The sequence below is a fragment of the Mariniflexile aquimaris genome (assembly GCF_042676825.1).
GTDB classification, from domain to species: domain Bacteria; phylum Bacteroidota; class Bacteroidia; order Flavobacteriales; family Flavobacteriaceae; genus Mariniflexile; species Mariniflexile aquimaris.
The window spans coordinates 139,868-161,617 of the sequence record NZ_JBHTIB010000002.1 but is presented as its reverse complement, the minus strand read 5'-3'; the positions used below and the strand labels follow the sequence as shown (position 1 = coordinate 161,617).

General features: G+C 35.1%; 16 protein-coding genes. 4 read left to right on the top strand and 12 right to left on the bottom strand.

Going from position 1 to position 21,750, the window contains the following annotated elements; genetic code table 11:
• Positions 1-2,133 (top strand): methylmalonyl-CoA mutase, encoded by a 2,133-nt coding sequence (gene scpA / locus ACFQ0I_RS00740; RefSeq protein WP_379938465.1) that lies wholly within the window; start codon positions 1-3, stop codon positions 2,131-2,133.
• Positions 2,134-2,448: 315 nt separating this feature from the next.
• On the opposite strand, the gene ACFQ0I_RS00735 is transcribed toward scpA, so the two are convergent.
• From ACFQ0I_RS00735 to ACFQ0I_RS00720, 4 genes are read right to left on the bottom strand one after another with little or no spacing between them, the layout of a single operon-like run.
• Positions 2,449-3,216: a hypothetical protein gene (locus ACFQ0I_RS00735; protein WP_379938464.1), complete on the bottom strand. Its 768-nt coding sequence runs from the start codon at positions 3,214-3,216 to the stop codon at positions 2,449-2,451.
• A 33-nt stretch (positions 3,217-3,249) separates the two neighbouring features.
• Positions 3,250-3,987 (bottom strand): MIP/aquaporin family protein, encoded by a 738-nt coding sequence (locus ACFQ0I_RS00730; protein ID WP_379938462.1) that lies wholly within the window; start codon positions 3,985-3,987, stop codon positions 3,250-3,252.
• A gap of 33 nt (positions 3,988-4,020) precedes the next feature.
• Positions 4,021-5,517: a glycerol kinase GlpK gene (gene glpK, locus ACFQ0I_RS00725; protein ID WP_379938461.1), complete on the bottom strand. Its 1,497-nt coding sequence runs from the start codon at positions 5,515-5,517 to the stop codon at positions 4,021-4,023.
• A gap of 35 nt (positions 5,518-5,552) precedes the next feature.
• Positions 5,553-7,109 (bottom strand): glycerol-3-phosphate dehydrogenase/oxidase, encoded by a 1,557-nt coding sequence (locus ACFQ0I_RS00720; RefSeq protein ID WP_379938459.1) that lies wholly within the window; start codon positions 7,107-7,109, stop codon positions 5,553-5,555.
• Between the two features lie 314 nt (positions 7,110-7,423).
• Between ACFQ0I_RS00720 and ACFQ0I_RS00715 the strand changes: the two genes are divergently transcribed.
• Positions 7,424-8,191, top strand: a complete 768-nt coding sequence (locus ACFQ0I_RS00715; RefSeq protein WP_379938458.1) for a DeoR/GlpR family DNA-binding transcription regulator — start codon at positions 7,424-7,426, stop codon at positions 8,189-8,191.
• Positions 8,192-8,220: 29 nt separating this feature from the next.
• Here the strand turns inward: ACFQ0I_RS00715 and ACFQ0I_RS00710 are convergent, their stop codons facing one another.
• The 7 genes from ACFQ0I_RS00710 to ACFQ0I_RS00680 all read right to left on the bottom strand — a co-directional run bounded on the left by ACFQ0I_RS00710 (position 8,221) and on the right by ACFQ0I_RS00680 (position 16,323).
• A complete protein-coding gene (locus ACFQ0I_RS00710; protein WP_379938456.1) occupies positions 8,221-8,973 on the bottom strand; it encodes an acyl-[acyl-carrier-protein] thioesterase in 753 nt (250 codons plus the stop codon).
• A gap of 30 nt (positions 8,974-9,003) precedes the next feature.
• A complete protein-coding gene (meaB, locus tag ACFQ0I_RS00705) occupies positions 9,004-10,014 on the bottom strand; it encodes a methylmalonyl Co-A mutase-associated GTPase MeaB (protein WP_379938454.1) in 1,011 nt (336 codons plus the stop codon).
• Between the two features lie 483 nt (positions 10,015-10,497).
• Entirely contained in the window at positions 10,498-11,988 is a 1,491-nt protein-coding gene (locus ACFQ0I_RS00700) for a cellulose synthase family protein (protein WP_379938452.1), read from the bottom strand.
• The gene (locus tag ACFQ0I_RS00695) at positions 11,985-12,677 is read right to left on the bottom strand and encodes a glycosyltransferase family 2 protein (RefSeq protein WP_379938450.1); all 693 of its coding nucleotides are present in this window, start codon (positions 12,675-12,677) and stop codon (positions 11,985-11,987) included. Before ACFQ0I_RS00695 ends, ACFQ0I_RS00700 begins: the two co-directional genes overlap by 4 nt.
• 74 nt (positions 12,678-12,751) lie before the next feature.
• The gene (locus ACFQ0I_RS00690) at positions 12,752-14,344 is read right to left on the bottom strand and encodes a 4Fe-4S binding protein (protein ID WP_379938448.1); all 1,593 of its coding nucleotides are present in this window, start codon (positions 14,342-14,344) and stop codon (positions 12,752-12,754) included.
• 60 nt (positions 14,345-14,404) lie between these two features.
• Positions 14,405-14,965, bottom strand: a complete 561-nt coding sequence (locus ACFQ0I_RS00685; RefSeq protein ID WP_379938446.1) for a transposase — start codon at positions 14,963-14,965, stop codon at positions 14,405-14,407.
• Positions 14,966-15,024: 59 nt separating this feature from the next.
• On the bottom strand, positions 15,025-16,323 hold the full coding sequence (locus tag ACFQ0I_RS00680; RefSeq protein WP_379938445.1) for an NAD(P)/FAD-dependent oxidoreductase: 1,299 nt from the start codon (positions 16,321-16,323) through the stop codon (positions 15,025-15,027).
• 94 nt (positions 16,324-16,417) lie between these two features.
• Between ACFQ0I_RS00680 and ACFQ0I_RS00675 the strand changes: the two genes are divergently transcribed.
• Together ACFQ0I_RS00675 and ACFQ0I_RS00670 are read left to right on the top strand one after the other, a co-directional pair.
• The gene (locus ACFQ0I_RS00675) at positions 16,418-17,425 is read left to right on the top strand and encodes a glycoside hydrolase family 113 (protein WP_379938443.1); all 1,008 of its coding nucleotides are present in this window, start codon (positions 16,418-16,420) and stop codon (positions 17,423-17,425) included.
• Between the two features lie 116 nt (positions 17,426-17,541).
• Positions 17,542-18,273, top strand: a complete 732-nt coding sequence (locus ACFQ0I_RS00670; protein ID WP_379938441.1) for a metallophosphoesterase family protein — start codon at positions 17,542-17,544, stop codon at positions 18,271-18,273.
• Here the strand turns inward: ACFQ0I_RS00670 and ACFQ0I_RS00665 are convergent.
• Positions 18,270-21,722, bottom strand: a complete 3,453-nt coding sequence (locus ACFQ0I_RS00665; RefSeq protein WP_379938439.1) for a pyruvate carboxylase — start codon at positions 21,720-21,722, stop codon at positions 18,270-18,272. The genes ACFQ0I_RS00670 and ACFQ0I_RS00665 overlap by 4 nt on opposite strands.
• Positions 21,723-21,750 lie beyond the last annotated feature (28 nt).

Sequence of the window (21,750 nt, the reverse complement as noted above, 5' to 3'; positions counted from 1 at the left end):
ATGAGACCAGATTTTTCAGATATAAAATTAAATTCAGCAACAAAACAAACAGTTGCTGCCGCAGAGAATAAAGATGTTTGGAACACACCTGAAGGAATTCCTGTAAAAAAACATTTTACAAAAGAGGATATTAGTGATGCTGAGCATTTAGGATTTGCCGCTGGTGTGCCTCCTTTTTTAAGAGGACCTTATAGCACCATGTACGTTACCCGTCCTTGGACAGTACGTCAATATGCAGGTTTTTCTACTGCAGAAGAATCAAATGCTTTCTACAGAAGAAACTTAGCTGCTGGACAAAAAGGACTATCAGTTGCTTTCGATTTAGCTACTCACCGTGGATACGATTCAGATCACCCACGTGTAACTGGTGATGTTGGTAAAGCGGGTGTTGCTATTGATTCTATCTTAGATATGGAAATTTTATTCGACCAAATTCCGTTAGATAAAATGTCTGTTTCTATGACAATGAATGGTGCTGTATTACCAATTATGGCATTTTACATTGCTGCAGCACGCAAACAAGGTGTGCCTTTAGATCAATTAAGTGGAACCATCCAAAACGATATTTTAAAAGAATTTATGGTGCGTAATACATACATTTATCCACCATTACCTTCTATGAAGATTATTGGTGATATTTTTGATTACACCACTAAAAACATGCCTAAGTTTAACTCTATTTCTATTAGTGGTTACCATATGCAAGAAGCTGGAGCAACTGCCGATATTGAGTTAGCATACACTTTAGCTGATGGTATGGAATACATTAGAACAGGGCTAGCTTCCGGATTAAAAATTGATGAATTTGCACCAAGACTATCCTTTTTCTGGGCAGTTGGTATGAATCATTTTATGGAAATTGCAAAAATGCGTGCTGCACGTATGCTTTGGGCAAAAATTATAAAATCATTTAACCCGAAAAACCCAAAATCAATGGCATTGCGTACGCATAGCCAAACATCTGGTTGGAGTTTAAGTGAACAAGATCCATTTAACAATGTTGCTAGAACTTGTATTGAAGCTATGGCTGCTGGGTTAGGAGGAACACAATCGTTACACACCAACGCATTGGATGAAGCCATTGCTTTACCAACAGATTTCTCTGCGCGTATTGCACGTAATACACAAATCTTTATTCAAGATGAAACGCATATGACAAAAGCGGTCGACCCTTGGGCTGGATCGTATTATGTAGAATACTTAACTAAAGAGATTGCCAAAAAAGCATGGAAACTTATTGAAGAAGTTGAAGAGCTAGGAGGTATGGCGAAAGCGATTGAAACGGGTGTTCCTAAAATGCGTATTGAAGAAGCTTCAGCAAGAAAACAAGCGCGTTTAGATTCTGGTCAAGATATTTTAGTTGGGGTAAATAAATTTCAAACTGATGAGAAATCGAATATCGAAATTCTAGAAGTAGATAATTCGGTAGTAAGATTGTCTCAAATTGAACGTTTGAAAAAATTAAAAGCCAATAGAAATCAGGATGTGGTTGATGCGAAATTAAAAGCCTTATCAAATTGTGCAGAAACTGGAAAAGGAAACTTATTAGAATTAGCAGTTGAAGCTGCTGAAAATTTCGCCACATTAGGTGAGATTTCAGATGCTTTAGAAGCTCATTTTGGTCGTCATAAAGCTGACACTAAATTGATAAGTGGCGTATACAGCAAAGAAGTAAAAGATGATAACATGTTCGCGAAAGCGCAAGCAGTAGCCGATAAATTTGCAGAAATTGAAGGGCGTCGTCCACGTGTTATGATTGCAAAAATGGGTCAAGATGGGCATGATAGAGGTGCTAAAGTTGTTGCTTCTAGTTTTGCCGATTTAGGTTTTGATGTTGATATGGGGCCATTGTTTCAAACGCCAGAAGAGGTAGCGAAACAAGCCATTGAAAATGATGTGCATTTTGTGGGAGCTTCTAGTTTAGCCGCTGGTCATAAAACCTTAATTCCTCAATTAATTGGTGAGTTAGAAAAACTTGGCAGACCGGATATTATGGTGTTTGCCGGAGGTGTTATACCAGAACAAGATTATAATTACCTGCTTGAGCGTAAAGTTGCTGCCATTTTCGGACCTGGAACTGTAATTTCGAAAGCAGCTATTTCCATTATGGAAAAATATTTAGAACAAGATTAATAGCAAAACTCGTTCGATTAAAAAGCCCCATTTCTGTTGAAAAACAGAAAATGGGGTTTTTATTTTCTTAATATTTGGGAAGTATTTGTTCTTTAGTTTATACTTTAAAACTTTATAAAGTCCTAAGAAATAATATTTCCATCTGAGTTTTTAAAGAAAACGATAGCAAATATTTGTACTGCAAAGTTGAAGTTTTTAGATAGATAGAGTAGGTGTCTAGAATATTACATAAAATAACAAAGCCCATAATTATGGAATTTAACCGCATTATGGACTTTGTAACTTAAAAAATCTGACTTAATTAATGTTGTTTATCTAAAATAAAGTAACTGCTAATTGAACTCTTGCTATTTTAGTAGAAGGGTTCCACATGGTAGTTGTCGATACCGGAATTGTTAATTCCGCAAATTTTAATGTTTTAGACGCTGTTAAACCAATATTTACAATATCGAAATTTTGCTCTTTATCTCCATATAAATGCGTGTCGCCATTTAATGAGAATCCAGCACCTACGTAACCTATTAAATTAACTTTTGAATCTTTAATTAATGGATATGATGCTTGGATATATGTTGAATAACGTTGCTCCAATTCTCCGTCATTCATTTGAGAATCTGCACTACCGTATAATAAAACATCAGCTTCTAGTTTTAATGGAAAATTATTGCCAAAAGTGTAAGATGTTCTTAAATCTAGTAAATGACCAGTTGTTTCTTTGTCATAGTTCCAAATATCTGGATTGTCAACTCCTCTGGTGTTAAATAGATTCCACAATGCAATAGAAAAACCTTTTGCAGCATATTGCGCATAATAGTTTATTTCTTTGTAATGTGTTCCATCAAATTCATTCGAAAAAGATGTCCCTCCCCAAAATCCAGCAGTAAAACTGCCAGATTCATTTAATTTAAGAGATGAAAAAACCATAATAACTGGTTTATCAGTAATTATTAAACCTCTCCAAAGATGATTTGATTGTAAGTTTACAGTAAAATTAAAGGGACTTTCTTTAGGTTCAACTTCTTGAGCCATTACCATTTGAGCTGATAAAGCCACTGCAAACACTAGTAATATTATTTTTTGCATTTTGTTATTTTTAATTAGTTATTTACTGACTTTTTATACTAGAGCAACATATAGTAAAGCTGCAATGACGCACCCAATAACTGGGCCTACAATTGGAATCCATGCGTATCCCCAATCGCTGCTTCCTTTTACAGGTAAAATAGCGTGCATAATTCTTGGGCCTAAATCTCTAGCCGGATTAATTGCATATCCTGTGGTACCACCTAATGATATACCAATAACCCATACTAAAAATGCAACCGGAACAGCGCCAATAGATCCTAAACCAATAATTGCTCGCGCATCAACACCGCCAATAATATCAAGACTTGGTCCTGCTAAATAAAATATTACAAATACAAGAACAAAAGTTCCTATAATTTCACTAATTAAATTCGATACTGTGTTTTTAATTGCTGGTCCGGTGCTAAAGCAAGCTAATTTACCTCCTTCATCTTCAGTCGCATTGAAATGATCTCTATAAAATAACCACACTAAAAATGCTCCTAACATGGCTCCTATCATTTCGCCAGCGATGTATTCTGGCACTAAACTCCAAGAAAGTTTTCCTGCAGTAGCCAAGGCAATTGTAACCGCTGGATTTAAATGTGCACCACTGTGTGGTCCTGCAACTACCACGCCTACAAACACGGCTAAAGCCCAACCTGTCGTGATTACAATCCATCCAGAATTGTTGCCTTTTGTTCCTTTTAGTACAACGTTTGCTACCACTCCGTTACCTAATAAAATAAGCAACATGGTTCCTAATATTTCTGCTATTAATATTGACATAATCTAATATTTTATATTTTTTAAATTAATTTATTAATCTTCAATCCAGTTTTGTGCACATTTTACTGCTTTATGCCAGTAACGTAACATGTCTGCAACTTTCTCTTCTTTCATTTTTGGAAAGAATTCTTTGTCTACAATCCATTGTGCTTGAATATCATCAACGCTATCCCAATAGCCTACTGCTAAACCAGCTAAATATGCTGCGCCTAGAGCAGTTGTTTCTAATGTTTTAGGACGAATAATTTTAAATCCAAATAAATCTGATTGAATTTGCATTAATAAATTACTAGCAGCGGCTCCACCATCAACTCTTAATTCAATACTTTTTTCTCCTGCATCCGCTTCCATAGCTTTTACGATATCGTACACTTGAAAAGCAATACCTTCTAATGTTGCACGAGATATATGAGCATCTGTAGTTCCACGTGTAATTCCCATAATAACACCACGAGCATATTGATCCCAGTAAGGAGCTCCTAATCCTGTCATTGCAGGCACAAAATATACACCACCGTTATCTTCAACTGTTTCAGCTAAATGATTGATGCCTGGGGCAGTTTTTACCATTTTGGCACCATCACGCAACCATTGAATTGCTGCTCCTCCAACAAATACACTTCCTTCTAAGGCATAAGTTGTTTTACCATTAATCTTCCAGCCAACTGTCGTTAATAAATTATTGGTAGAATACACTGCTTTTTCGCCAGTATTCATTAATAAGAAACATCCTGTTCCATAGGTGTTTTTAACCATTCCTGGTTTTGTACACATTTGACCGAATAAGGCAGCTTGTTGATCGCCTGCAATTCCAGCAATTGGGATTTTAGTAGAGAACAATGTAGTTGCGGTTGTTCCATAAACTTCACTACTTTGTTTTACTTCTGGTAAAATAGCTTTTGGAATATTGAATAATTTCAATAATTCTTCGTCCCACTCTAATGTGTGAATATTTAACAGCATTGTTCTACTAGCATTCGAAACATCTGTGATAAACATACTTCCTCGTGTTAATTTCCAAACTAACCAAGTATCTACGGTGCCAAAACATAATTTACCTGCTTCAGCTTTTTCTCTTGCGCCTTCTACGTTGTCTAGAATCCATTTTAATTTAGTTGCCGAAAAATAGGCGTCTAAAACTAAACCAGTTTTCTTTTTAATCATGTCAATGTGACCTTCCTCTTTTAACTCATCGCAATATTTAGCTGTTCTTCTATCTTGCCATACAATTGCATTATAAATAGGCTCACTAGTCTCACGATCCCACACAATTGTAGTTTCTCTTTGATTTGTAATACCAATTGCGGCTATTTCTTCGCCTGAAATACCTTCTTGTGCAACAACTTCGGCTGCAACAGAGATTTGGGATGACCAGATTTCATTTGGACAATGTTCTACCCATCCTGGTTTTGGGAAAATTTGTTCAAATGGCTTTTGGGACACCTTAACAATTTCTCCATTATGATTAAATAAAATAGCTCTAGAAGATGTGGTGCCTTGGTCAAGGGCTAATATTAATTTGTTTTTCATTATATGTATTTATTTAGTTTATGTGATTTCTTGTTTTATAGAATGTAATTAGATGTTACTTGTACATAATCATTTATTTGAGTAGTTTCCCATGCTTCATCTTTTCCTAGTTCTTTAGCCATAATTTTTGCTACTTTAGGTGCCATTTTTATGCTTTCTTTGGCATCTAAAAGTTGACAACGTGTTCTTCTGGCTAAAAAATCTTCAACGGTACGCGCCATTTCATTTTTAACTGCCCAAACAACTTGTGCGCTAATAACGTTTAAGGAAGTGCTTATAAGATCGCCCGTTCCATTTTGTGAAGCCAATTCTAATACAGCTTCTTTATCCGATCCATAGAAGTATAAAGGGTCGTTATAATCAACATTTTCTTTATATCCGTGAATTTTTAAATGTCTTGTTTTTGTTGGAATATGCTTCCAAGAATTTTTATTTTCAGTTTTATCAACTAAATCTTCACCCATTTTTCTAAATGTTGTCCATTTTCCTCCTACCATAGTTAACATTCCAGAATCTGATGTAAATATTTTATGACTTCTAGAAATCTCTTTCGTTTTCTTTCCTTCTTCTGTAGCTGCTAAAGGTCTAAGTCCAGCAAAAACACTTAATACATCAGAGCGTTTTGGAGCTTTTGTTAAATATCTTGCTGCAGTTTTTAGAATAAATTCTATCTCTTCTTCTAATGCAATGGGTTCTAACGATTCTTCTTTTATCGGAGTATCTGTTGTTCCAATAACTACTCTTCCGTGCCAAGGCACTAAAAACAGTACTCTTCCATCATCTGTTTTAGGAATCATAATGGCATCATTGTCTGGTAAAAACGTTTTATCTAGCACTAAATGAACGCCTTGGCTTGGTGCAATTGTTTTTTTAGCATTTGGAGAATCCATCATTAAAACGTCATCAGCGAATACACCGGTTGCATTTACAACTTGCTTTCCTTTTATTTCGTATTGTTTTTTGCCTTCTTCGTCAAAACATTTAACTCCGGTAATTAATCCTTCGTCATTTTTAAGCAAACCATTAACAGAGCAGTAATTAATTACAACCGCGCCTAAATCTGTTGCGCTTTGCAATGTGTTTATTGCCAAACGTGTATCATCAAATTGGCCGTCGTGATAAACAACACCTGCTGATATTTTATCGGGATTGATTGTTGAAATGCGCTTTAATGTTTTAGCTTTTGAGATTCTCTTTGATCTTCCTAAGCTTAGTTTGCCAGCCAACAAATCGTACATTGTTAGTCCTACAGTATATTGTAATTCATCAAACAACCCGTGAGTGGGAATAATGAAAGATTGATTTTTTACTAAGTGTGGCGCGTTCTGAGTGAGTAAACCTCGTTCTACAACAGCTTCTCTAACTAAGCCAACATCTCCCTGGGCTAAGTAACGAACGCCGCCGTGAACTAGCTTTGTGCTTTTGCTTGATGTGGATTTTGTAAAGTCTGATTTTTCAAGTAAAATAACGGAGTAACCTCGTGCCGAAGCTTCAAGAGCAATTCCAATACCTGTAGCGCCGCCGCCAATTATAATGAAATCATATTCTTTGTTATTTTCATTGATTTTCTTTATCATTTCATCTCTTCTCATGACTTATTCTTTTATTTATTTTATTATGAATTCAACGTTAATGTTGTCAAAGGTAACAAAACGAAACCTTTCGCAAGTTATTTTTTATTTTTAATTGAAAACATGATTTTTGTCATCTTCTAGGGAAATGAGGTTGAAAATACAATATCATGCATGTTTTTTCATGTTGATATTGTTTGATTTTTAAGGCTAAAACACATATTTGCAAATAGTTGTAGTTTCGCTTGTAAGGCGGTGAAACAGCACAAAATACAGTAATAATTATTTTAGTTTAAATTAGGAATAAGTTATATTTGTTTTAAAATAGAAACAAAATGATACTAAATATTGTTGATCGACATAAACTCATTTTAGATAAGTTAGAAGAACAAGGTTTTGTAAACGTAAATGATTTAAGTCAAGAATTTAATGTATCATTAGTAACAATACGAAAGGACTTAAAATTATTAGAAGATCGTAAGCTTCTATTTCGTTCACACGGAAGAGCCATTCCTGTGAATCCATATATTACCGAGCATTATGTGCATGTAAAGGAAAAACTTCATGCTAAAGAAAAAACTCGTATTGCAATAGAAGCTGGATCAAACTTAGAGCCCAATGATAGTATTATTATTGCTTCTGGTACTTCTGTAATTGAATTTGCGAAACACATAAAACAAATGGAAGGATTAACGGTTTTAACTGCTTCGCTAAATACGGCGCTAATTCTTTCAGAAAACCCGAATATCGATGTTATTCAATTAGGTGGTACCGTTAGAAGAAGTTCTTCATCTGTAGTTGGGCCAATTGCAGAAAAAATGTTAGCTGATTTAACTTTTACTAAGTTGTTTTTGGGTGTTGATGGTATAGACATTGAATACGGTCTTACTACAACCAATATTATGGAAGCTTCTTTAAATAAACAAATGATTAAAGCGGCTCAAAAGATAATTGTATTGGCAGATTCTTCTAAATTTGGGAGAAAGGGATTTGGAAAAATTTGTGGTATTGAAGATGTAGATCAAATTATTACTGATAGTGGTATCGATAAAAAAACAAAGGCGAGATTGTTCGAATTAGGTATCAATGTAACAATTGCTTAAGTTTTCTTTTTTATAGATTAAGATTACTATCAATATTTTCTCCAAATGGTTCTGGCAGTCGCACAAACCTTATGGCTTCCTTCAATTTTTATGGTATGTAAAAATGCATTATCGGTAACATCCGGTTTAGTTAAAGATAAAATATGGTCGCCATATTGCGCTTCGGCAATAAACCGACCATCTATTTCATGCAAAAAATAGTTGTCAATAATCTCATCTGGTATCGATTCCATAAGCCATTGTAAGTAACTTATGTTGTTAACGTGTTTATTGGTATCGGTGTTAAACCTATTAACGGTGAATTGTTTTACATAATTGGCCGTATCTAAAGCAGCTATCTTTTTCTTTATATTATGAACTATAGATTCTTGGTTATTTACAGACCATTGTTCTTTAATATCATTAAAAATGGGCAAAGGTTTTCTGTTTTCAATATCGAAGAACACCCATAAACCTTTTGCGGTTCCTATGATGTTTTTATTTTCATCAAAAATGATGTTTTCTCTATAGCCTTTAATAGCAGAATAGCTTGACAACCAAGTACGAATAGTGATTTTTTCTTTGTAATTGGGGTAGCGATTCATTTGTACAATGCCCGAAACCAACACCCAACCAATATTTCTTTCAAGGAGGTTAAATAAGCTGTAATTTATGGCGTAACAATGATCGGCAGCAGTTTCCTCTAATAAGGCTAAAATTATTGTAGGGCTAGCCAACCCTATTTTATTCATTTCAAAATATCTAAGCTCAAATTGTTTATCGAAATAATTTTCAAATATCATTTTTAGGTTATTTCAATATGGCTTAGTAATTTATTTGTTAAAGGATGCTTTAAAAGTTTCTATCATATCTTCTGCAGCTTTAACGGGCGAAATTTCAGAAGAAATAATGCGTTTTTCTAACCCAGTAAGTTTGTTGGCAATGGTTTTAGAACCATAAAACATACGTTTTAACTCTTCGTTAATGTTATCGTACATCCAACGTATTTTTTGGTGGTTTCTGTTTTTGTTGAAATAACCATTTTCTGAAACCAGTAGCTTGTATTTTTTAATCTCGTCCCAAACCGTATCAATGCCTATATTTTTTGTTGAGGATGCTTTGGTAACCACGGGTTCCCAACCAGATTCCGATTGTGGGAAGATATGCAATGCGTTTTGATATTGTAAGCGTGCCATTTCACTCATACGAATGTTGTCGCCATCAGCTTTGTTAATCACAACCATATCGGCCATTTCCATGATGCCTTTTTTAATACCTTGAAGCTCGTCTCCAGCACCTGCCAGCATTAGGAGTAAGAAAAAATCGGTCATCCCATGAACGGCTGTTTCAGATTGCCCAACACCTACAGTTTCAATTAAAATAACATCGTAACCTGCCGCTTCGCAAAGTAACATACTTTCGGCTGTTTTGTTGGCAACGCCACCAAGGGTTTCACCAGAGGCTGACGGACGAATATAAGCGTTTTCTAAATTGCTTAATTCTTCCATTCGGGTTTTGTCGCCTAAAATACTGCCTTTAGAGCGTTGGCTACTCGGGTCGATAGATAAGATGGCTACCTTTTTACCCTGTGTGATGAGGTATTTGCCAAAGGCTTCAATAAAGGTGCTTTTACCTACACCAGGTACGCCTGTTATGCCAATGCGTATGGAATTTCCAGAAGCAGGTAAAATGGCTTGAATAATATCTTTGGCAAGTAGTTTGTCGCTTTCTAAATTGCTTTCAATAATGGTAATGGCTCGAGACAGAATTACGCGGTCGCCAGCTAAAACACCATCAATGTAGGCCTGTGCGGTAAGTCTGTTTTTACGTTTGTAGTTCGTCATGCGGTGGTTAAAAATTGCTGAGATAAAGATACTGATAATGTGAAAAAGCGAAGTGATTAAAAAAGTGTTTTTTTATTAAGAATTGATTGTTGATAATTTATTAATGAGGTGTCGCATCTATGATTTAACCTTCTTAGTAGAAAGTGCAGAATACATAATATACTTGATAGAACTTGCCTATTACAATACGTGGTTTTACATTATTGAGGTCATTTCGAGGAGGTACGACGATGCAATCTGCCACTCGTTTAACTTTTTTTGATGTAATATCTAAATAAACAGGTTGCTTCACAGCGTTTGCATTGACCTTTGGATTCTGTATTTGCGTTAGCGATTGCAGTGGCATCCTTTTTTAAAAGTGCAAGAACAAAAAAGCAATCTATAAACCATGAGGCTTGAAGATTGCTTGAATAGTTGTTTGAGGTTAAACTTTTAAAAAAGATATAACGAAAAGCGCGACCCTTGTGGTAACGCCCAAAAGCCTTATACTTTAGAAGTTATCGATTTAATAAATACATAGCCAAATCCTAAGAACAGCATTAAGTGAAATGGGAATAAACCAAAATCGCCGCCTTGGTCTCCTACAATAAAGGCGCTGTACATGCCAAATGCGAAATAAGACATTAATAAGCCTTCGAAAATAACGTGTATTGAGATGGATTTTTTAATGTATTTATTCTTTTTCCAGCTGTCTTTAATTGAACTGATGTTGAACTTTGGTGTGCGGACAAATTCGCTTTTCTTACCCCAATGACCTTCTAAAACGGCAATGGAGTTATGCAGTGAAAAGCCCATGGCTATTGAGAAAAACACGAAAAACATACCTACATATTTTATGAAGTTTTTAAAGCCACTACCATAAATGTTTTTGTACATAAACCAATAGCATATAAAAAATATGATGGAGCTTATTACAAAGAAACTCATTACGTAGAAATAGGGTTTTAAATGCGTGTATTCGTTTTTAATATACAGCATAGGGATGCTTAAAACCGCCACAATAAGCACGTTTAAAAACATGGTGCTGTTTAATAAATGTAACAACCCGTGTAATTTAGTTTTAGCCGAAATGTTTTTGCTTTTTAAAACACGTTTCATCATTTTCTGGAAATTTTCCGCGCCACCTTTATTCCATCTAAATTGTTGTGAACGTGCAGCACTAATTACAATAGGTAATTCGGCAGGAGTTTCAACATTTTCAAGATATTTGAATTTCCAGTTTTTAAGTTGTGCTCTGTAACTTAAATCTAAATCTTCGGTTAAGGTATCGCCTTCCCAGTTTCCAGCATCGATGATACATGTTTTTCTCCAAAGGCCCGCAGTACCGTTAAAGTTAATAAAGTGTCCTTTGCTGTTTCTGCCTACTTGCTCTAGAGTAAAATGTGCGTCTAATGCAAAGGCTTGTATTTTAGTAAGGATAGAATAATTACGGTTTAAATGCCCCCAGCGTGTTTGAACTACGCCTACTTTTTCGTCTTTAAAATAAGGAACGGTACGTTTTAACCAATCTGCTTCAGGTAAAAAATCGGAGTCGAAAATAGCAATAAATTCTCCTTTAGCTATTTTTAAACCTTCTTTAAGTGCGCCTGCTTTAAAGCCTGTTCTATCTGTTCTGGTAATATGTTTTATGTCTAAGCCTGTAGCATGTAATTTTTCAACATGCGCTCGAGTAGATTCTACTGTTTCATCGGTAGAATCGTCTAAAACTTGAATTTCAAGTTTGTCTTTTGGATAATCAATTTTTGCAATGTTATCCAACAAGCGTTCCATAACGTACATTTCGTTATATACAGGAAGTTGAATGGTTACAAAAGGAATTTCTTCTGGTTTTGAAAAATCGAAAGTCGGTGAATTGTCTTTAATTTTTTTAGAACTGAGGTAATTCTTTAATAAATTTAATTGCGCTAATGCGTACATGAAAATAAGCACTAGAGAAATGGTGTAAATGATGATAATTGTTGTTTCTAGAATCATTTTTTAATACTGTATTTAAAAATCCAACTTAAGATTTTAATGCCTGCAAATATACTACCTTTTATGGTTCCTGAAACTTTCGAGACACCAATTCTATTTCTGTAATTTACAGGTACTTCTGTATAGGTTAATTTTTGTTTTAGGGCTTTTAATTGCATTTCGACAGTCCAACCATAGGTCTTATCTATCATATTAAGCATCAATAATTTATCGTATTTTATGGCTCTAAACGGACCTAAATCGGTAAATTTTGCATTAAAAAAAAGCGTCATTAAATTTGTTGCTAACCAATTGCCGAAAATTTGTGGTGTTGTCATCGAACCCGTTTCGCGTAAATGTTTTACACGTGTTCCAATAACAAAATCGATATTATTTTCAATAATCGGTGCAATAATTTTAGTTAATTCTTCTGGGTAATCACTATAATCGCCGTCTAAAAATACTATAATATTTGGTTTTTCGTTCTGATTGGCAATGTATTCTAAACCTTTTAGACATGCATTTCCGTAACCTCTATTATGTTCAGTTAAAACTGTCGCACCTGCTTTTTTAGCATTTTCCTCTGTTTTGTCGGTAGAATTATTGTTAACTACAATTATTTCACCAACAATTTTAGGGATATCATTAATTACATTAGTAATTGAATCTGCTTCATTATAGGCAGGTATTATGACTTTTATGTTAGGCATTAAGCTTTTACTTTCGGAGGCAAAAGTACAATACTTTTGTTTATAATTTAACAAAATATTATGATTTTGTTAAATTAATTCTGTTTTAATAAATCGATTAAATTGGGGTCGTTTCCTAGTAGAATTTCGTTGGAGTTTACGCGTCCTTTCATGCTGTCGTTTTCTAACTTTAAAACGCCTCTCGGGCATACTGCCGAACAAATACCACAACCAACACAACTGGAACGTACAATATTGTCTCCTTTTTGAGCATAGGCGCGAACATCGATTCCCATTTCGCAATACGTTGAACAATTGCCGCAAGAAATACACTGTCCGCCATTAGTGGTAATTCTAAATTTAGAAAACATGCGTTGCTGGAATCCAAGTACCGCGGCCATGGGGCATCCAAATCGGCACCAAACGCGGTTCCCTAAAATAGGGTAGAACCCGGTACCAATAACTCCTGAAAAAATGGAGCCAATATACAGGCCATATGCAGAACGCAAACTGTTGGATTTGATTAAAAAAACTTCGTTGGTCGTTCCTGTGAAATGCATTATGAGTAACGCCGCAATAACAACAAAAAATCCGATGGCACCATAGCGCGCATCTTTACCTAGTTCGTTTCTTTTAAACAGCATTATAACGGTAAATAGAAGTGTTAAAAAGATTCCGACACTTATTAGAAATACGTTCCTTGTCAACCAAAATTTGCTTGGGTCGCTTCCTAAATAGGTGTAAATTAAAGCAACAGTCATGACTACAGAAAATACAAGTACCGTATGTACTAACCAGCGTTCTAATTTCCACGCGGATAGTTTTTTACTGCTAAGTTGCCTAAAGGAATCGCCAGCAGTTTCGGCTAAAGCACCACAACCACAAACCCAGGAACAGTACCAGCGTTTGCCATATTTGTAGGTGAGAATAGGGGAAATAACAAAAATAGAAACGATGCCAAACAATAACATGATTAAACCTAACGAGCCAGATGATAATAACCCGTTAATAGACCAACTATCGAACAGATAATAGTTTAATGGCCACATGCTTTTTAAGTCGTAATAAGGTAAATTGTAATTGGGACTTGCATTTAGTCGCGACATAAATTCCGGAATCAGGAATGCAAACCCTAATTGAAAAAACATGACCGATGCAGTTCGTAATTGTTCGTATCGATTGTGGCGATATTTAAGCATGAATTTATAACCAAAAATTAAAATAGCCAAGGAGTATAGCGTACCATACACAAACCATTGGCTTGCTGGGTTTCCATTCAATAGCTTGCTTAATGGGTCGAATAAAGCAATGAGTCCTGTGTTAGGGTTTCCGTTTGAAGCAAGTCCTAAATATTTTGGGTAAAAATATAAAACGATGTAAAACCCAGTTAACAAAACGCCTGTAGCCCAACCTAAAGCACCTCGTGATGAAATGGGTTTAAACCAAACGCCATCATTCTTAATGCCTTTTGATTTATTTAAATAAGCATCGTTTGCAAATAGAACAGTTCCTAATGTTATCAGACCTAATGAAGCCCAAAGGAAGATAGTTTTATTAGGAAAATTGGTGTTAAAAATAGCTAATCCAAAAAAGAGTAATCCAATCACGCCAATTGCAAGCGCAATTTTTTGCTTTATTGATAAATTGTTTGCTTCTGGTTTTGCTAAAGACATGCTTTTATGATTCATTTACTTTGTTGTTTCATTAGACCTCACAGGTTTTTAAAACCTGTGAGGTCTGGATTGTTTTTATTCTAATAATATTTCGTTTAAAATATTGGTTTCTTTAACGTTGTGAGCATATCTGAAGTTTTCTTTGTCTTCAAATAAATTTATCACAAAATCCCTTAGCAATAACGTTGGATTGTCGCTAATAAACGCTTTGTAAGATGAGTATTTGTAGGTTTTGTAATTGTTTGTGAAATTGTGGTGTACAGGATTTGTATGAACGTAAATAATTAGTGATTTTAAATAATCTTCATTGTCAATTTTAATTCTTGAGAATCGATCTTTAAATAAACTACCACTTCTTGCATATTTTTTATTTATGGCTTTTGAATAAGCGTTGAATAGGTTAGAGAAGGATTGAGAAATTACTTTGCTCTCAATATTAGATTTTGTTTTTATTAATAAATGAAAATGATTTTTTAATAAACAATAGGATAGAATATCACAAGAATTTAATATATGTTTTTTAATCAGTTTCAAGAAATAAGAATAGTTGTCGTCATCAATAAATAGGTTTTCTTTATTGTTGCCACAATTGTAAATGTGGTAATAAGAATCTTCTACTAATGGTTCGTATTTCATCTTTAAATATTTATTAGTATATAGACCTCACAGGTTTTTAAAACCTGTGAGGTCTATAATTAGACTAATTTTAATTGATTGTAATAAGCATTCAAAATTTCATGTTCAAAACGCTTGTAAAACTCAGGATCAAAATTGGCTTCAGACAAGTGATTCAAAATATATTCGATATCTCGCTTTTCGCTGAGCCATCTATCAAATGTTTCATGGCGCATGCGTATTCCAAAGGTGTTAATGCCTAGAAATTCGAAGGTTTTTTTATCATAACAAAACGTAATGCACTTGGTGTCGTCTTCATGTTTCCAATGAAAATGCGCTTCATTTTCTCTCGGTTTAGAAAATACCCAACCATAGGTTTGGTATTCTATATCAAAAAATTTAGCGGAATTAAACCAATGTCCGGGAGTGTATTGGGTTCTGTTTCCACAGATGGTTTGCGCTACCGTTTCGCCCATCATTCTACCCGTGTACCAAACGGCTTCAATGGGTCGGCGCTGGTTTATGGCTTCTTGTTGTTCGGCGCAATCGCCAATAGCATAAACGTCTTTTATATTGGTTTCTAAATAGCGATTCACTATAACACCTTTGTGGGTTTCAATAGTTGAATCTTTTATAAAATCGATATTTGGGGTAACACCTGCGGTTAATCCAACAACATCGCATGCAATTTCTTCGCCAGTTTCTTCAATAATAACAGACTTTACTTTGCCATTTTCATCAGAAACAATCTCTTTTAAATTGGTCGACAGGCGTAAATCGATATGATGCGCCTTAATATGTCGATTTATCATATTGCTTTCACCTTCTGGTAAAACGCCATTCCAAAAACTGGATTCGCGCACGAGAAACGTAACGGGAATATTTCTGGAGTTTAGCATTTCGGCAAGTTCGATACCTATTAAACCACCACCCACGATTACGGCGCGTTTGCAGATTTTATTATTTGGGGCGTAGTGTTCTAAACTTTCTAAATCTTGTTTATGATACATACCCATAACCCCGTTTAAATCTTGTCCTGGCCAGCCAAACTTATTGGGTTTGCTTCCGGTGGCTATGATGAGCTTGTCGTATTGTAACGAATCGCCTTCATTAAAATAAAGCGTTTTTGATGTGGTATCGATATTTTTTACAAAGGCTTTTTTTAGGTGGATGTTGTTTTTCTCCCAAAACCAATTTTCGTAGGGTTGGGTTTGCTCAAATTTCATATGTCCCATATACACATACATTAAAGCCGTACGGGAGAAAAAATAATCAGTTTCGGCAGAAATGATGGTAATTTTTTTGTCTGAAAGTTTTCGAATATGTCTAGCCGCCGTAACTCCAGAAATACCATTGCCAATTATTACGATGTGTTCCATGTGTGTTTTTGTACTTGTGTAGTTTGTCGCAGGAAAACCAGAATCCTTATGAGATAAATATAATTTGATTAAATTTAAGCATTAAACACGAAGAATGAGAATATTTTTTATCACAAGCATATTATTGTTAATGTGTTCTTGCGCAATGACTTCGCCTAGACCAGAAAAAATTAATGGGGTGAGTTTTGTAGCGTCTCGAGAACCCATAAATGATACACATATTTATCCTGTGAATCATATAAATGCGAATTGGGCGGCTATTATGCCTTTCGGATTTATAAGAGAATTAACGCATCCTGAAATTGTTTTTAATACCAACCGACAGTGGTTTGGTGAAACACGCATTGGCGCGAAGCAATACATTGAAAGTTTAAGAAAGCACCATATAAAAATAATGTTAAAACCTCAAATTTGGGTTTGGCGTGGAGAATTTACGGGAGGAATTAAAATGGCTTCAGAAGCGGATTGGAAACAGTTAGAAGATTCCTATTCAAAGTATATTTTAGAATACGCCAATTTAGCTCAAGAGGTACACGCTGAAATTTTCTGTATTGGCACCGAATTAGAAAGTTTTATAGACCATCGTCCGGAGTATTGGAAACAATTAATTGTGGAAATACGAAAAATTTACAAGGGTAAATTAACCTATGCCGCTAATTGGAACGAGTACGACCGAACACCTTTTTGGGGCGATTTAGATTATATTGGAATTGACGCCTATTTTCCTGTGAGTGATGAAAAAACGCCAACTTTGGAAGCTTGCAAAAATGGTTGGAAAGTTTATAAGCCCGTGATAAAGGTCTTTTCTGAATCACATAAAAAACCGATTTTATTCACCGAATTTGGTTATAGAAGCGTTGATTATTCTGGGAATGAACCATGGCGAAGTGACAGAACAATGACGGTAGTTAATTTGGAAGCACAATCAAATACTACAAAAGCGCTTTTTGAAGAATTCTGGAATGAAGATTGGTTTGCTGGTGGCTTTTTATGGAAATGGTTTCATAATTATACTGATGCCGGTGGCGAAAACGACAGCCAATTTACACCGCAAAACAAACCAGCCGAAACGATTATTAAGTCGTTTTATTCCAAGTATTAAAAATCACCTTTTATATAATTAAAAATACAAGAGTAATATAGTTATTAACTAGCTTTTACTTTAGCTTCTTATTTTGATAATTAATAGAATCCATTAGATTTGCAAAAACATTTTTTATGAGAACTTTTGTTGTAGGAGATATTCACGGAGGGTTAAAAGCATTAATTCAGGTGCTAAATAAATTGGAACTTAAGGATGATGATGCCTTAATTTTTGTGGGCGATTATGTAGATGGATGGAGCGAATCTGCACAAGTTATTCAGTTTTTAATAGAGCTTTCAGACAAGTTTAGCTGTGTATTTATTAAAGGGAACCACGACGTTTGGTGTGAAGAATGGCTAAGATCTGGCGATGTGGATCCAACTTGGTATATGCATGGTGGTAAGGAAACCATGGAAAGTTATGAAGGTTTTTCAGCTGAAGCTAAAAAATTACATTTAATATTCTTCGAAAACATGCCATTATATCATTTAGATAATGAAAATCGTTTGTTTGTACACGCTGGTTTTACATCGATGCATGGGGTTGAAAAAGAAGTGTTTAAAGCCTGTTTTTATTTTGATAGAACGCTTTGGGAAATGGCGCTCACCATGAAAGAAGATATAGCAAAAGATTCTTTGATTTACCCTAACAGATTAAAGCATTATAACGAAGTATATATTGGGCACACGCCAACTATTAATTACAATTGTTTTGAACCCATGCTGGCGGTTAATGTTTGGAATGTAGATACAGGAGCTGCATTCACAGGAAGATTAACGGCCATGAACATTAATACAAAAGAAATTTTTCAAAGCGATTTATTACCATCGCTCTATCCTAACGAAAAAGGTCGGAATAAAGTTTAATGCAACTTAATTACCAAATCCTCGGCATGTACCATAATACCAGGTTTTAAAACTAATTGTTTTACGGTAGCTTCCTCGGTTGCTGTTATGGTGGTTTCCATTTTCATGGCTTCAATAATAAACAACGGTTGATTTTTTACAACTTTTTCACCTTTTTTAACTAAAATCTTAGACAACATACCTTGTAAAGGTGCGCCTATTTCAAGCGGATTTGTTTTATCTGCCTTAATGTGTTCAACCTTTTCAACTTTAATGCTGTTATCTTTTATATCTACACTTCTACCTTGTCCGTTAAGCTTAAAATACACAGTGACCATACCATCGCTATTAGGTTTACCAATTGATTCTAAAGTTACAAGTATTGTTTTTCCTTTATCCAATTCAAAAATAATTTCTTCTTCAATTTCCATCCCGTAAAAGAAATTTTTGGTGGGTAATTTTATAAGGTTGTCATATTTTAAATGCCTGTTATAAGCATCTGTAAATACTTTAGGATATAATTGATAGGATAGAAAATCTGTATATTCTATTTTTCTCGTTAAGTCTTGTTCATGTATTTTCTTAAATGCTTCATATTCTTTTTTAAGATCGATGGGAGGTATATGCGCATTTGGTCTGTCGGTATAAGGTTTCTGATCTTTTAAAATAATTTTTTGAAGTTTTTCAGGAAATCCGCCAACAGGTTGTCCTAAATCGCCAATAAAAAAGTCCACCACCGATTGTGGAAACGATAAGGAATCACCCTTTTCAAGCACATCCTGAACCGTTAGATTATTACTAACAAGATATTGAGCCATATCTCCAACCACTTTAGAGCTTGGTGTTACTTTAATAATATCGCCAAAAAGCATGTTGACATCGCTATACATTTTTGTGATTTCATGAAAGCGTTCTTCCAGTCCAAGACTTCTAGCTTGAGGTTTTAAGTTTGAATATTGGCCACCCGGAATTTCATGCTTAAAGACTTCGCCAGAACCTGCTTTTAGGCCAGATTCAAAGGGGTAATAATAGTCTCTTACGTTTTCCCAGTAGTTGGAATATTCATTTAAGGAATCAATATTTATGCTGCTCGCTCTATCTTGAAATTTTAGCATTTCAACAATAGAATTAAAATTAGGTTGTGATGTTAATCCCGATAAGCCACCAATTGCCACATCCACAACATCAACACCAGCTTCAATCGCTTTTAAATAGGTAGCAGATTGAATTGATGATGTATCGTGCGTATGCAAATGAATTGGAATTTTTAATTCAGATTTTAATGCCGATATCAGTTCGTAAGCGGCATAAGGTTTCAATAAGCCTGCCATGTCTTTCACGCCTAAAATATGGGCGCCAGCATTTTCTATTTCTTTGGCAAGATTTATATAGTATTTTAAATCGTATTTCTTGTTTTCGGGATTCAAAATATCGTTGGTATAACATATAGAGCCTTCGGCTAATCCATTTGTTCTTGAACGTACATGTTCTATGCAGGGAGCTAAGGATTTCATCCAGTTAAGCGAATCGAAAATTCTAAAAACATCAACACCGTTTTCCCAAGATTGTTCTACAAATTCGCCTATTAAATTATCTGAATAGGCTTTATAGCCAACACCATTGGAGCCTCGTATAAGCATTTGTAATAGCAAATTTGGCATGGCTTTGCGCAATAGTCTCAATCGTTCCCACGGGTTTTCTTGAAGAAATCGTAGGCAAACATCAAAGGTGGCGCCTCCCCAAACTTCCATACTAAAAATATCAGGATGATTTTTTGCGTAACCTTCGGCAACTGCAAGCATATCATAGGTACGCATTCTGGTTGCCAGTAAACTTTGGTGCGCATCGCGCATGGTGGTATCGGTAAAATGAACTTTCTTTTCATTTAATAACCATTGCGAAAATTTTTCGGGGCCTAGTTTCGTCAACAAATCTTTGGTGCCCTCAGGAAACTTAGCATTCGCATCAAACTTTGGAACAGTTGGTCTAATAAAAGTTTTGTTAGGGTCTATTTTTTTTACGTCGGTGTTTCCATTAACAGTAACATCGGCTAAATAAGTAAGTAGTTTTGTGGCTCTATTTCTTGGCGCTTTAAAAACAAATAAATCAGGATTCGATTTGATGAAGTTTACCGTTACTTTTCCTTTTCTAAAGGTGTCATGCTTTAAAATATTATCGAGAAAAGGCATGTTTGTTTTAACCCCTCTAATTCGAAACTCTGCCAACGCACGCCGTATTTTTCTACTCGCCCCATCAAGCGTTTTGCTGTTTGCGGTGACTTTTACCAGCATAGAATCGAAAAAAGGTGAAATTACAGCGCCCTGATAAATGCTTCCAGCATCTAAGCGAATACCAAACCCGGCGGCACTTCTGTAGGCAGAAACCGTTCCGTAATCTGGTTTAAAATCATTTTGAGGATCTTCGGTAGTAATTCTGCACTGTAGCGCATATCCATTTATGTGTATCGATTCTTGATTAGGAATTTTAATTTGGTTGTCAGACAATTTATATCCGCCGGCAATAAATAATTGTGCTTTTACTAAATCGATGTTAGTAATAACTTCGGTAACGGTGTGTTCAACTTGAATTCTTGGGTTTACTTCAATAAAATATATAGAATCATCGTCGTCTACTAAAAATTCTACAGTACCTATGTTGTTATAATTTACAGCTTTACAAATGTTTATAGCATAGTTATATAAGGCATTTTTTGTTTCGTCTTTTAGGCCATACGAAGGCGCAAATTCAATTACTTTTTGGTAACGTCGTTGCACCGAACAGTCTCTTTCGAAAAGATGAACAGTATTTCCATAATTATCAGCAACAATTTGAATTTCAATATGTTTAGGGTTCTCGACAAATTTTTCTAAAAACACGGTGTCGTCTCCAAACGCATTTAAAGCCTCTCGTTTGCTTTCGTTATAAGCGCCTTTAAGTTCGTCTTCTTTTCTTATAACGCGCATGCCTCTTCCGCCACCTCCGGAAGCAGCTTTTAGCATGATAGGATAACCAATTTTTTTAGCTTCGCTTAAAGCTGTTTTTATATCTTTTAATGGTTTTTCGTTACTACGGATAATGGGGATTTTATTAGCAACAGCCACTTCTTTTGCCGTAATTTTATCGCCTAAAGATTTTAAAACAGACACTTTAGGACCGATAAAAATAATGCCGTTGTCTTCACATTTCTGAGCAAAACTGGCATTTTCAGAAAGAAAACCATAACCAGGATGTATGGCATCGGCACCACTTTCTAAGGCCACTTTTATAATGGCATCCATATTTAAATATGGCTTTAAAGGTTCGTTGTTTTCACCAATTTGGTAGGACTCGTCAGATTTGTATCTATGCAGTGAGTACCGGTCCTCAAACGTATAAACACCAACGGTTTTAACATTAATTTCTGTGCAGGCTCTAAAAATTCTAATGGCAATTTCGCCTCTATTTGCGACAAGTACTTTTTTGATTTTCATATGTAGATACAATTTGATTCTTAGCTTT